We start from the raw sequence: 12270 nt of genomic DNA, 5'->3' as shown, positions 1-12270 counted from the left end.
CAGCTGGGCGAGGCCGGCCCATTCCTACGGATCCGGGTCGGCGGTCACCGAGGAGAAGGTCGCGACATCCGGCTGGTACGTGGCCCCCGCCGAGTCAGCGGGCATGCTCCGCGTGGTGACCGCGCATTGATGCGCCCACCGGGTCATCGAGCGCGGTGGCGTCCCACTCGCCCTGCTCACCGTGCTGGGCACCGACCATTTCGCCGCCCACACCGAGTAAGGCGATGAGCCTACGCGGGTTGCGCCATTACATCCCATGTAATCGACACCGCCCCGCGGCCGCTGTCAGCGTTCTCCCATGACGAGCAGCAAAGAAATCATCATGGCCGGCTTCGCGGAGTTCGCCGCGGGCAACATCGAGGTGCTCCAGACGCTCCTGAGCGAGGACTTCATCGAGCACAGCCCGGGCAACCCGTCGGGCAGGCGTGCCTTCATCGACTTCATCAGAGACTCCCCGCTGGCCACCTCCCGGCTGGAGCTCAAGCGGGTCGTCGCGGAAGGCGATCTCGTGGTGATGCACTATCACCTGATCCCTCGGGAAGGCGGGCGCGGGCTGGCGGTCGTGGACTTCTGGCGAGTCGAAGACGGCCTGATCGCCGAGCACTGGGACGTGGTCCAGCCGGTCCCCGAACCGGCGGAGGTGCCACACGGCATGTTCTGACGCGGCCCCCAGCCCGGCGTCGGGCCACGTCGCCACCGAGACGGCTGGAAATCAGCCGGCCGTGTCGGTGGCGCCGGGTGGCCAGATGCCGACGTCCAGGAGCTTGTGGGCATAGGAGTACGCCACGAGCTGACTCCGGTTGCTGCAGGCGAATCGGTCGAGGAGCTTGCTGATCCGCTCCGCCACCGTATATCTGCTGAGTTTCAGCTCGCGGGCGATCCTTGTCGTGGTGTATCCCCTGGCCAGCAGGACGATCAGCCGCGTGTCGCGATCGTTTATCAGATCGTCGAAAACAAGATCCATAGCAAGTCCCGGTTCGGATCGCTTTGGCCAGAGGCGCCCCTGGTGAAGCGCCTCTGTGTGCAAGCTAGAAGCGTCTGCTTAATCAGCGGTATGGCCGGACCATGCGGCCGGTTAAGGATCGGCTCTGGCGAGTTGCCCCTGGAAGATCTCCTCGTAGAGATTCCTGAGTACGGGGCTGGGGTCGATGCCGAGTTCGGCCACGAGATGCCGGCGTACGGTCTCGAACTGCGAGAGCGCCTCCGGCGCGCGGCCGCAACCGGCGAGAGCGGTCATCCTGGCCGCCACGAGCCGCTCGCGCGCGGGAAAGAAGGGCACCAGGTCGTCGAGCCGGTTCAGCGCCTCGACGTGGCCGCCCCGCTCGATCTCGAGTTCCGCCCAGTCCTCATTGACGGTGAGGTACAGGTCGGTGAATCGGCCGACCGCCTCATCGACCAGGGCGACACCCGAGAACTCCGCGAGCGGCTGACCGCTCCACAGGCGCAGGGCGTCATCGAGCACGGCCAACGCGGCATCGGCGTCGCCCCTGCGCCGCATGTCCCGGCCGGCGCCGGCCAGCCGCCGGAACCTGAGGAGGTCGAGTTCGTCCGGCCCGGCGTCGAGACGGTATCCCCAGCCTTGGTAGGAGATCCGATCCCCGAAGCTCCTCCGCAACGCCGAGACGTAGACCTGGAGGTTCTTGCGTGCCGTGGGGGGCGGTCGTTCTCCCCACAAGGAGTCGATCAGCTGGTCCGTCGGAATCACCTGGTTCGGGCGGGAGAGCAGGATGGCGGCCAGCAGCCGGGCCTTCCTGGCGCTGACATGCACGATCGTGCCGTCCACCCGCACCTCGAGCGCGCCGAGCACGCGGGCGTCCATGCGGGAGGTCACGGCTTTCGCCCGCTTGATCCGGTCGGTGCCCAGCGCCAGGAATCCGGCCAGGTCTATCGTGGCCGAACCCGCCCTGGCCACCTGGCGGTGGAGGGCGCGCACCGTGGAAAGCGTGGCGATGGAGACGTCGTCGACACCGGCCTTCGCTTCGAACCACCGCCAGTCGCCGTCGCGATTGACTTCGAGGAAGACCGGCCCTTGCCTGGTCAGCAGGAAGTCGAAGGCGCCGTAGCGCAGGCCCCAGATCCCGGCGAGCCGGCGCACCGCCTCCACCACGGGCTCCGGCGCCGCCGCCGGAGCCACCGTGACCGACGCCGCGTCGCGCCAGATCGCCTCCGGCGATGGTTTGCCGACGCGGAAGGCCCGAATCTCGCCATCCACGAAGTAGACGCGCAGCTCCGCCCAGTGCTCGACGTACTCCTGGACGATCATGGGCGCGTCCCGCGCGGGCAGCCTTCTGGCCGCGACTCCGGCCACGATCTCCGGGAAGACCCCGTGCAGGGTGCCCGGTTCGGTCTCGACGAAATGCTGGTCGAGGGCCTTGACGATGATCCGGTCGCTGGCCAGCGCCGCGCTCGCCGCCCCCAGGTCGGTCGTGGCGATCGTTCGCGGGGTACGGACCCCTGCCTCTGCCGCGCCGTCCAGCTGAACCAGCCGCCCCAGATCGCTGCCGCCGGGCAGCCGGGTGGCCGACAGCGACGACAGCTGGTCGATGAGGGCGGCCCACGAATCGGCCCGGAACAGGGACGGCGCCGAGCCGTTCTCCCCCTGCACGGCCCGCGGTGACAAGTGCCGTACCCAGGTGACGGTGGGGATGATGCGGCGGCCGTTCACGGTCAGCGAGCCGTCGTCGAGCCGGGTGAGGATCCGCAGGCCGCCGATCGACCCGGCGTCGATCCGCACGCTCGGCACGCCGAGCGTGCGCAGCCCGCGCTGGAGCACGGCGAACTCGGAGATACCCGCACGATCCACGAGGACCACGCACGGCAGGGGCGCCGCCGGGTCGCTCTCCTCCGGGAGCTGCCAGGTCACGCCGGGACTGCCGGCCGGCATGCGCAGGGTGTACGGATCAGGCGGCTTGGCGTTCACTCGGATGCCACCGCCTCGATGGTCCCTGAGCTTTGGCTGAGATGCGCGACTGAACCGGGTCCATGTGCCGATGATGATCAGCGCGGCGCGAGCGCACAATGTGCCCTCTGTCGTTCGGCATACCGTCGCGTATAGCCCACGTTTGTGGGGTTGTGTCACCTGCTGATCGCCGGTCCATACTCGACCTGCGACACATCTCCAGCAGCCGGCAACCTGCACGTTTGGTGGAGCGGGAAGTGAAGGGTGGTGCCGTGTCGAGCGATGTGGTGACGGCCGTGGGGCTGACCAAACGCTATCGGCGCAGCGAGAGACCGGCGGTGGACGATGTCTCGTTCGAGATCGCGCGGGGAGAGACCATCGGGCTCCTGGGGCCCAACGGCGCCGGGAAGACGACCCTGATCAAAATGATCTGCGGGGTCACCACCCCTACCTCCGGCCAGGTCCGCGTCTTCGACGCCGATCCGGTGCGCCAGCCGGTCGCCGCCAAGAGCGGCATCGGGGCGATGCACCAGTCAGGCCCGTTCGACATGATGCTGCCGGCGCTCGACAACCTGCGGATCGCCGCCCGGTTCCGCGGTCTGAAGTGGCGTGCCGTGCGGCCGTGGGCGCTCGAACTGGCGGAGTTCCTCGGCTTGACGGAGTCGCTGCCGCGATTCTGCTTCCAGCTGTCGGGCGGTCAGCGGCAGCGGTTGCAGCTGGTACGGGCGTTGCTCACCATTCCGCGACTGCTGATCCTCGACGAGCCATCCGCGGGACTGGACGTGGTGGGGCGGCGGCACATCGAGCGTTTCGTGACCTGGCTGCGCGAGGAGCACGGCGTGACCGTGCTGTGGACCAGCCACCACATCGACGAGCTGGAACGCAACAGCCAGCGCGTGATGGTCATCGACCACGGACGGGTGCTGCGCTTCGCCAAACCGCGCGAACTCGTCGAGGAGTTCGGCACCACCCACTTGCTGGTGACCCTCGATGATCCCGCCGCCGGCCTGGTGGTGGCGGCCTGGGCGGAGCTGGCCGGGCTCACGGCCACGACCGAGGAGTCCGACGTCCGCATCCACGGCGCGCGAGCGCGGGAGGTGCTGCCGGAGCTGTCGCGGCACTGCCTGGACCACGGCGTCGCGATCTCCGGCGTCTCGACCGTCACGGACTCGCTGGAGCAGGTGTTCCTCCGGATGACGGAGACCGAGGACTGACCAGCAAAAGGGCCCGAAAAGAGGACAAAAGGGGATAAATGTGGCCGCCAAGCTGGCATTCGACAACACTCCTCCGACCGGGACCCCGAAGGCGGCCGACCTGTCCGCGGTGCTCTACCGCGAGTACGCGCTGCTCGCCCGCAACCGGGTGTATCTCATCCTCGGCCTGGCCCCGATGCTGATCTACCTGCTGCTCGTGAACACCTCCCTGGGCAACCTCCTCAGAGTCGTCCACTACAAGGGCGTCGACGTGCCGTTCACGATCTTCCTGCTGCCCATGACGCTGGCGATGTCGGTGGTCAGCGCGGCGGGAACGTCCGGCATGGCGGTGTTCCAGGAGGAGATGAGCGGCGCGGCGACACAGCTGTGGTCCTACCCGCTGCGCAGGTCGCGGTTCCTGCTCGGCAAGGTGATCGCGGGCGTGTCGCTGGTGCTGGGACAGGCGCTGCTGGCCCTGGGCGTGGCGGTGCTCATCTTCGCGTTGCCGTTCGACCTGCAAGCCTGGGTCGGCCTGCTGTCGACGCTCACGCTGGCCGCCCTGGCCTTCAACGGGCTGTATCTGGCGACGGCGATCTTGATCACCGACTACCAGGTCTTCATGCTGCTGTCGAACGTGTCGATCCCCGTGCTCGTGTTCAGCGCCCCGTCGCTCTACCCGATCGACAGCATGCCCACCGTGCTGCAGTGGGTAGCGATGATCAACCCGCTGACGTACGCGATCGACGGCATGCGCAACGCCGCGTTCTTCGGTTTCGCCGACGCGTGGCTGGACCTGCTGGTTTTGGCCGTCCTGGCGGCCATCAGCTACACCGTGGGCGGCCGGGCCCTGATCAAGCGCGCTCGCAACATCTGAACTCGTCAAGGGCAGGGGACGATGCGGACAGACAACTCCTCTCTCTCGTGGCTTCTCTCGCGGTCCGACCGGTCCAAGGTCCGGCTGCCGGGCACGGACAGAGCTCACGACCCGACGGCCACGCTGGAGATGGCCGGCCGTGCGGCCCGGATGGTCGGGATCACCAGGGTCGCGGACATCACCCGGCTGGACACCATCGGCATCCCGACTTTTCAGGCGATCAGGCCGACTTCCCGGACGCTCGCCGTGTCTCAGGGGAAGGGAATCACGCCCGAGCTGGCGAGGCTGTCCGCGATGATGGAGGCCGTCGAGCTCTGGCATGCCGAGCAACCCATGACGCCGGTGACGACGGCCTCCCCTCGCGAGGTCGGCGGGCAACTCGGCTATGACGTCCGTGACCTGCCGCTCTCCCCGCCGACCGTGCTGCACGACGGGCTGCCGCTGGACTGGGTCGTCGGCCGGTCGCTGGTCGACGGGTCGGAGCGGCTGGTGCCCAAGGAATCGGTGGGATTCTCCCTCCTGCGCAAGAGCGGCTGGAACCCGCCGGTGTTCTTCGAGTCGACGAACGGCCTGGCCAGCGGGAACACGCTGGTCGAGGCCGTCCTGCACGCGCTGTACGAGGTGATCGAGCGGGACGCCGTGACCACCGCGATGGCCGGCGGCGACAAGGGCGTCCTCGTCGACCCGGGGACGCTGGGGTCGCCGGTCGTCGACGAGCTGTGCGGGCTGCTCACGCGGGCCCGGGTCGGTCTCGAGGTGAGGTCCCTGCCGTCGCCCACCGGGCTGCCGTGCTTCCTCGCCCGGATCTCCTGCGACGACTATCCACCGGCGTTCATGGGATTCGGCTGCCACCTCGGCTCGGAGATAGCGCTCACCCGTGCCGTCACCGAGGCCGCGCAGGCCAGGCTCGGCTACATCTCGGGCGCGAGAGACGACCTCCATCCGGGCGTCCACGACGGCGCGCGGCACCGGCCCGTGCCCGCGACGGACACCGGTGAGGCGATCCCGAAGCTGACGGCTCACCAGAGCCTGGTCGATGATCTGGCGGACGTGGTCGGCCGGGCCGCGGCCGCGTTCTCCGCCGCCCCGCTCGTCGTCGATCTGACGAGGGACGAGATCGGCGTCCCGGTGGTCAGAGTGGTGGCGCCGGGCAGCCGCGTCACCCCGGAGGTGTTCTAGTGAGCCGCCAGAAGACCAGCCGCCAGAAGACCGTCGTCTACGCCGGGCCGACGATCTCGCAAGACGAGGTCCGCGCCGTGCTTCCCGGCGCACAGGCGCGGCCGCCCGTGGCCCGGGGCGATCTTCTCCGGGAGGAGTGGGGCCGGGACGACACCGCCGTCATCATCGACGGGTACTACCGGGAGCGGCTGTCCGTGGGCCACAAGGAGATTCTCTGGCTGCTCAACGAAGGCGTGAACGTCATCGGGGCGGCGAGCATGGGGGCGCTGCGGGCGGCGGAGCTGAGCCCGTACGGGATGCGGGGCGTCGGATCCGTCTTCCACATGTACGCGAGCGGCGAGGTCGATGGGGATGACGAGGTGGCGGTCCTGCACGGGCCGGCGGAACGCGGATACCCCACCGGCACGGTGGCCATGGTCAACATCCGCTACGGCTGCCAGGAGGGCGCCAAGAGCGGCCTGGTCCCGGCGGCGGCCGGCGAGCGGATCGTCGAGGCGGCGAGGGCCCGGCCCTTCGTACACCGGACCTGGCGGGAGCTGGAAGAGGCCCTGGGCCCGGACGCCGGCGACGCGCTGAGCACGCTGGAGCGCAGGATCGGGACGGGTGAGTGGGACCTGAAGCGGCTGGACGCGATGGCCGCTCTGAGAGCCGTGGGCGGGCACCATGCCGAAGCGCCCGACACGTGGGCGGCCGAGGTGGCTCTGACGGGCATCACCCACTATGAGGCGCTGGCCTGGCGGTCGATGCGGGAGTACGCGCCGGGCAGGTGGATGTCCGATCTCGACGTCCTGGACGCGGCGCGGCTGTTCGGTCAGGACTACCCGGGGCTGCACGAGGAGGTCCTGACCGGCCTTCTGGCGGACTTCGCCGCCGGGCGGGGCCTGGGGCTGGAGGCGTACACCCGCGCCAGGCTCGGTGTCGATGACCAGGCCGGCCTGCCGCACGTCCTCGCGCCGTGGCTGTCGGAGACGGAGCGGGCCACCCTGCCCGTCGCCGAGCAGCTCCGCCTGGTCATGGTGCGGGTGTGGCCCGTCTGGCAGTCGGCGGATTGGCGGCCGATCGTCCTGGAGCGGATCCGGGAATCGAGCCGCTGGCCCGAGTGGTCCGACCTCGTCGCCCGCGCCGATGAGATCGCGGAACAGACCCGCGGCCGGGTGGTCGTCCCGGCGCCGGCGATCTGCGGACGGATCTTCTCCCGCCACTGGAACGGCCCGGGAACGACCGCCGAGGTCGAGCTGGCGCGGCGCGGGTTCCTCAGCATGGCGGACCTGGGACAGACCGCCGCCAGGTTCTTCGCCCTGGATGTGCGCAAGGCCAAGGGGCGATGAGCGCGACCGGGCTTGAGCAGACGTTCGACCCGACCGGCTCGCAGCACCGCCGGGACCCGCACCCGCTCTTCCACCGCATGCGCGAGCGGGCGCCGGTCTACCGCCACGCCCCGGCGAGCGGTCGCGTGTCCTGGTACCTGACCCGGTACGCCGACGTGCAGCGCGCGCTCCACCACCCGGACATCGGGCGGCAACTCGACCGGCTGCCCGCCGAACTGGCCGCCTTTCACCGCCGGTGGGAGAACGACCCGCTGGCGACGGTGCGGCGGAACATGTTCAACCTCGACCCGCCCGACCACACCCGGCTGCGGCGGCTGATGGCGCCCGCGTTCGGACCCCGGACGGTGGCGGCGCTGGAACGGCGTATCCATCAGGTCGTCGGCGAGCTGATCGACGACCTGGCGGCCGCCGGGGACGGGGCCGACCTGATCGAGGTCCTGGCCCTGCCGCTGCCGTTCCTGATCGTCGCGGAGCTGATCGGCTTCCCGATCGGCGACCGGGGCCGGCTGCGCGGATGGAGCGACGACATGCTGCGCAGCCGGGACGCGGCGCTGGTGCGCCGTACCGGAATCGCGTTCGTCGCCTACGTCAACGAGCAGCTCGACGAGCGCCGGGCCCGCCCGGGCGCGGACCTGCTCTCCCAGCTCGTCCGGTCGACGGAGATCACGCGCGCCGAGCTGGTGTCCAGCGTGTTCCAGTTGCTGCTGGCCGGAGACGAGACGACGGTCAACCTCATCGGCAACGGAGTGCTGGAGCTCCTGCGCCACCCTGACCAGCTCGAACGCCTCCGCGCCCGTCCCCAGCTGATCGACTCCGCGGTGGAGGAGGTGCTGCGCTTCAACGGCCCGGTCGGGCACTCACGGCCGCTGTTCGCGCTGGCGGACGTGGACATCGGCCCCTCGGTGATCCCCCGCGGTGACATCGTCGTGCCGGTGCTGCTGGCCGCCAACCGCGACCCGGCGGTGTTCCACCGGCCGGATGTCTTCGACATCGGCCGCACCCCGAACCGGCACCTGGGCTTCGGCCACGGCATCCACTTCTGCCTCGGCGCCGCGCTGGCCCGGCTGCAGGCCAGGGCCGCCATCGGCGCGCTGGTGCGCCGTTTCCCCGGCCTCGCCCTGGCCGTCGACCCGGCCGACCTGGAGTGGACGCCGGACCTGTTCCTGCATGGTGTCCGCCGCCTGCCGCTGCTGTTGGAGATGAGCTCATGATCAAGGGGTACGGAGAGCTGTCCCGGATGGCGTTCGGCTACGCCACCTCGCAGATCCTGTACGCGGCCGTCCGCCTGGGCATTCCGGATGCCCTCGCCGCCGGTGCGCTGCCGGTCGAGAAACTGGCGCACGCCATCGGGGCCGACCCGCGGGCGCTGGCGCGGCTGTCGCGGGCTCTGGTGGTCCTGGGCGTGGTCGATGAGGTGGCGCCGGGACACCTCGCGCTGGCCGAGCTGGGTCAGCCGCTGTGTGCCGACCATCCCTGGTCGATGCGCTCCAGCGTGCTGCTGCTCGGCGACCCCGCCACCTGGCAGGCATGGGGGGCCTTGACCCACAGCGTGCGTACGGGTGCGGCCGCCTTCGATCACGTGCACGACCAGCCGCTCTTCGCCTACCTGGCCGGCCATCCGGACCTGTCGGAGATCTTCAACACGGCCATGTGCGAGGGCACCGAGCGCGTCGCGTCAGAGGTCGCCCAGGCGTACGACTTCACCGGCGCCCGCACCGTGGTCGACATCGGGGGCGGAAACGGCGCGCTGCTCGCCGCGGTACTGGCGGCCACGCCCGGCGCCCGGGGCATCCTGTACGACACCGCCGACGGCGGGGCCGCCGCCACTGAAACGTTCAGGCAGGCGGGGCTGGCCGACCGGTGCACCAGGCAGGTGGGCGACTTCTTCAAGGCCGTGCCCGAAGGCGATCTCATGCTGCTGAAAGGCGTCCTGCACGATTGGGACGACCAGCGGTGCACCGCGCTGCTGCGCAACTGCCGCGCCTCGATCGCGGCGGGCGGGCGCCTGCTGGTGCTGGAACCGGTGACGCCGGCCGGCCTCGGCACACCGGAGGCGGCCGGCGTCGTCATGAGCGACATCGCCATGCTCGTCTACACCGGCGGCCGGGAACGCGGCCGGGCCGAGTTCCACGCCCTGCTCGCGGCCGGCGGGTTCCACCTGGCCGACGTCACGCCGCCGCTGCGGGGTTCGGCGATTCGGATCCTCGTCGCCGATCCGTCCTGAGGGCCGATTCTCCGGGTGTCCGCCCCGACCGATTCTCCGAATGCCGTCCCGAGAACAGGGCCGATTCTCCGGTTGCCGTTCCGACAACGCGGACCACAGGCAGTCATGAGTATCTCTCACATGCGGCCGGCCGACGTGAGTAACGCCGCTGCTCTGGCTGTCCGGGAGGCGGACGCGCATAGTGTGCCGGTCGAGCAAACGGGCTCAAACTCGGGTGGTCAGGTGGCGCAACCGATTGACTCGAGCTCTGCCGGCGAGGCCATGCCCATTCTGCGAGTCGTCGTGGGCGAGCCGGACCGGGTGGTGCGCGCCAGGCTCAGGAGCGTGCTCCACATGGGCAACGGCATCTACGTGGTGGGCGAGGCCGGCGCCGCCGACCGGCTGGGCGATCTGGTCGTCCGGCATCGGCCGAGGGTGGCGGTGGTGAACGCGGCGCTGCGGCAGGCTGACGGCGTGGAGTTCGCCCGGATCGTCGCGGCGCAGGCGAGGAACGGGATGCGGGTGGTGGTGGTCTCCGAAGCGCTGGACGAGGAGCTGCTCGGGCGCGCGCTACGCGGGGGCGCGGGCGGTTTCGTGCACCGGGCGTCGCTGGTCGAGGAGATCGTGCCCGCGATCCGCCTGGTCGCCGCCGGGCACACGTTCATCTCCAGCGCGATGATCACACGGCTACGCGATCGCATCGCCGCGGTGACCAGCAGGGTCGATCACCGGCTCGCCGAACTCACCCGCCGCGAGGCCGAGGTGCTGGCGCTGGTCGCGGCCGGCCTGTCGAACGCCGGCATCGCCGAGAAGCTCGGCATCGGCACCGGCACCGTCCGTTCGCACCTGGCGCGCATCCTCACCAAGCTGTCGGCGGCGAACCGGGCGCACGCGGTCGGCATCGCGTACGAATCCGGCTTCATCACCGCAGGCTCGGCTCCCGGCCGCCGCGCACGCGGGTAAGCGCGTCCCACCACGCGTGCAGCGCGGGGTACTGCATGACGGCCTCCCGCGTCGTGAGAAGGGGATCCGGTTCTCCCGTCAGCGCCCGTACCACTGCCGGTCCGTCTTTCGCGGCCCGTGCGGGCAGCAAGGTCTGCGCGCGGAAGAATTCGGCGGCCAGCTCCGGGCTGCTCAGCAGGGCCCGCGTCCTGCGGGCGAGAATCTCGCGCTCGAACGCGGTCGCCTCCCGCCGCCCGGCCGGTCCCGCGTCCTGGGCGAGCGCCATCCGCCACGACGACTCCGCTTCCGCCGCCATGGCCGCCCGCAGTTCGGGGGCGGCGGCCGGATCGAGCCCGCGCCGGGTCAGCTCCCTGTCCAGCCGGAGCGTGCTCAGCGCGGCGACCGACATCCCGTGCGAGTGAACGGGGTTCACCGCGACGACCGCGTCGCCGATCGCGACGAAGCCGGCGGGCAGGCGCGCTCGTTCGAAGAACCTTCTCCGGTTCGAGGTGTCGCGGTACGGCCGGATGCCGCCGAGCGGGGTGGCCGCCGCCATGAGGTCCGCCACGATCGGGTCACGCAACGAGCGCGCGAAGTCCGCGAAGCCCCGCTCGTCCGCGGGCGGCTCGCCGCCCCGGGTGCCGGTCAGGGTGACGATCCACCGGCCGTCCTCGATCGGGAACAACGTCGCCCCCTGCCCCGGCCGCCCCCTCGCCGGCCGCGGATGCAGCATGATGGCCGGAATCTCGCCGGCGAGTTCGGCGGGCGCCTGATAGACCCGGGTGGAGTAGGCCAGCCCGGAGGAGACGGTCAGCTCCTCGATCTCCGCCCCGCCGAGCTCGGCCAGCCACCGTGGCGCCTTCGATCTGCGCCCGGTCGCGTCGACGACGAGATCCGCCTCGATCGTCTCCGGCGCGGCGCCCTCGCGTCTGACCGAGACCCCGGTCACCCGGCGCGCGTCCCCCACCAGGCCGAGCGCCCGCGTGCCCGCCCAGGTCGAGACCGCGCCCAGCGCCCGCTGCCGTACCACCTGGTCCAGGAGCCCCCGGCTGCACGAGATGAGGTACGCCCCGGTGTCCAGCCGCCGGAACCACCCCGCCGCGCCGAGGATCAGCGCGTCGCCGGGCAGGCGCCGGTGATGGGCGCCGCGCGCGAAGAGCGCTTCGAGCGTCCCCGGAAGCAGCTCCTGCAGCGCCCGCGCGCCACCGGCCACGAGGACGTGGCTGTGATGTGACTGGGGCAGGCCCCGCCGGGCACGGGGACCGGACGGATAGTGATCGTCCTCGATCACGATCACGTCGTCCGCGTGCCTGGCGAGCACGGCGCCGGCCAGCGCTCCCGCGAAGCCGCCGCCGAGGACGACCGCTCTGGTCATGCAGGATGCTCTTCGATCAGACCCCGTTCGATCATGCTGCCGAGGAACTCCTGCACGTCCTTCAGCACGCGGACGCTCATCGCGAGGTTGTCTCCGGCGAACTCGTGGGACAGCTTCGCGACGATCGGCTCTCGCTCCCCGTCGCTCGCGACGAGCTCCCATATCCGGGAGCCTGTCTCGTTCAGGGTGTGGAAGTCCCCGGTTTCGGCGTGGTACAGCGAGATGCCCCCCGCGGTCTCCTGCCAAATCACCGAGTCACTGATCTGGAGTGACACAC

Annotated in this window: 12 protein-coding genes; 8 read left to right on the top strand and 4 right to left on the bottom strand. The window is 70.6% G+C overall.

Annotation, left to right across the window (positions count from 1 at the left end; translation table 11 throughout):
• Positions 1-298: 298 nt before the first annotated feature.
• Positions 299-661: a nuclear transport factor 2 family protein gene (locus LDL49_RS00910; protein ID WP_225288914.1), complete on the top strand. Its 363-nt coding sequence runs from the start codon at positions 299-301 to the stop codon at positions 659-661.
• A 51-nt stretch (positions 662-712) separates the two neighbouring features.
• Here the strand turns inward: LDL49_RS00910 and LDL49_RS00905 are convergent, their stop codons facing one another.
• Together LDL49_RS00905 and LDL49_RS58130 are read right to left on the bottom strand one after the other, a co-directional pair.
• Positions 713-964 carry a LuxR C-terminal-related transcriptional regulator gene (locus LDL49_RS00905; RefSeq protein ID WP_225288913.1) on the bottom strand — a complete coding sequence of 84 codons (252 nt, stop codon included), beginning with the start codon at positions 962-964 and terminating at the stop codon, positions 713-715.
• A gap of 111 nt (positions 965-1075) precedes the next feature.
• A complete protein-coding gene (locus tag LDL49_RS58130; protein WP_225288912.1) occupies positions 1076-2920 on the bottom strand; it encodes a BTAD domain-containing putative transcriptional regulator in 1845 nt (614 codons plus the stop codon).
• Between the two features lie 251 nt (positions 2921-3171).
• On the opposite strand from LDL49_RS58130, the gene LDL49_RS00895 reads away from it, so the two are divergent.
• The 7 genes from LDL49_RS00895 (at position 3172) to LDL49_RS00865 (ending at position 10639) form a co-directional block, all read left to right on the top strand.
• A complete protein-coding gene (locus tag LDL49_RS00895) occupies positions 3172-4113 on the top strand; it encodes an ABC transporter ATP-binding protein (RefSeq protein ID WP_225288911.1) in 942 nt (313 codons plus the stop codon).
• A 40-nt stretch (positions 4114-4153) separates the two neighbouring features.
• On the top strand, positions 4154-4966 hold the full coding sequence (locus LDL49_RS00890; protein ID WP_225288910.1) for an ABC transporter permease: 813 nt from the start codon (positions 4154-4156) through the stop codon (positions 4964-4966).
• 21 nt (positions 4967-4987) lie between these two features.
• Positions 4988-6145: a YcaO-like family protein gene (locus tag LDL49_RS00885; protein ID WP_225288909.1), complete on the top strand. Its 1158-nt coding sequence runs from the start codon at positions 4988-4990 to the stop codon at positions 6143-6145.
• Entirely contained in the window at positions 6145-7473 is a 1329-nt protein-coding gene (locus LDL49_RS00880; protein WP_225288908.1) for a TfuA-like protein, read from the top strand. The genes LDL49_RS00885 and LDL49_RS00880 overlap by 1 nt, the downstream gene beginning before the upstream one ends.
• Positions 7470-8684, top strand: coding sequence for a cytochrome P450 family protein (locus LDL49_RS00875; RefSeq protein WP_225288907.1), 1215 nt, complete (start codon positions 7470-7472; stop codon positions 8682-8684). Before LDL49_RS00880 ends, LDL49_RS00875 begins: the two co-directional genes overlap by 4 nt.
• The gene (locus LDL49_RS00870) at positions 8681-9697 is read left to right on the top strand and encodes a methyltransferase (RefSeq protein WP_225288906.1); all 1017 of its coding nucleotides are present in this window, start codon (positions 8681-8683) and stop codon (positions 9695-9697) included. The genes LDL49_RS00875 and LDL49_RS00870 overlap by 4 nt, the downstream gene beginning before the upstream one ends.
• A gap of 261 nt (positions 9698-9958) precedes the next feature.
• Positions 9959-10639, top strand: coding sequence for a response regulator transcription factor (locus LDL49_RS00865; protein ID WP_225288905.1), 681 nt, complete (start codon positions 9959-9961; stop codon positions 10637-10639).
• Here the strand turns inward: LDL49_RS00865 and LDL49_RS00860 are convergent.
• Both LDL49_RS00860 and LDL49_RS00855 read right to left on the bottom strand, forming a co-directional pair.
• Positions 10599-11993: an NAD(P)/FAD-dependent oxidoreductase gene (locus LDL49_RS00860; protein ID WP_225288904.1), complete on the bottom strand. Its 1395-nt coding sequence runs from the start codon at positions 11991-11993 to the stop codon at positions 10599-10601. The genes LDL49_RS00865 and LDL49_RS00860 overlap by 41 nt on opposite strands.
• A complete protein-coding gene (locus LDL49_RS00855) occupies positions 11990-12268 on the bottom strand; it encodes a PqqD family protein (protein ID WP_225288903.1) in 279 nt (92 codons plus the stop codon). The genes LDL49_RS00860 and LDL49_RS00855 overlap by 4 nt, the downstream gene beginning before the upstream one ends.
• Positions 12269-12270 lie beyond the last annotated feature (2 nt).

It is taken from the genome of Nonomuraea aurantiaca (genome assembly GCF_020215705.1).
GTDB lineage: Bacteria > Actinomycetota > Actinomycetes > Streptosporangiales > Streptosporangiaceae > Nonomuraea > Nonomuraea aurantiaca.
This window is presented reverse-complemented; position numbering and strand designations above follow the sequence as displayed.

Bases quoted from the DNA above. Each gene is read 5' to 3' on its own strand.
- LDL49_RS00885 (WP_225288909.1), top strand. From the start codon at position 4,988: ATGCGGACAGACAACTCCTCTCTCTCGTGGCTTCTCTCGCGGTCCGAC.
- LDL49_RS00870 (WP_225288906.1), top strand. From the start codon at position 8,681: ATGATCAAGGGGTACGGAGAGCTGTCCCGGATGGCGTTCGGCTACGCC.
- LDL49_RS00865 (WP_225288905.1), top strand. From the start codon at position 9,959: ATGCCCATTCTGCGAGTCGTCGTGGGCGAGCCGGACCGGGTGGTGCGC.
- LDL49_RS00905 (WP_225288913.1), bottom strand. From the start codon at position 964: ATGGATCTTGTTTTCGACGATCTGATAAACGATCGCGACACGCGGCTG.
- LDL49_RS00875 (WP_225288907.1), top strand. From the start codon at position 7,470: ATGAGCGCGACCGGGCTTGAGCAGACGTTCGACCCGACCGGCTCGCAG.
- LDL49_RS00910 (WP_225288914.1), top strand. From the start codon at position 299: ATGACGAGCAGCAAAGAAATCATCATGGCCGGCTTCGCGGAGTTCGCC.
- LDL49_RS00860 (WP_225288904.1), bottom strand. From the start codon at position 11,993: ATGACCAGAGCGGTCGTCCTCGGCGGCGGCTTCGCGGGAGCGCTGGCC.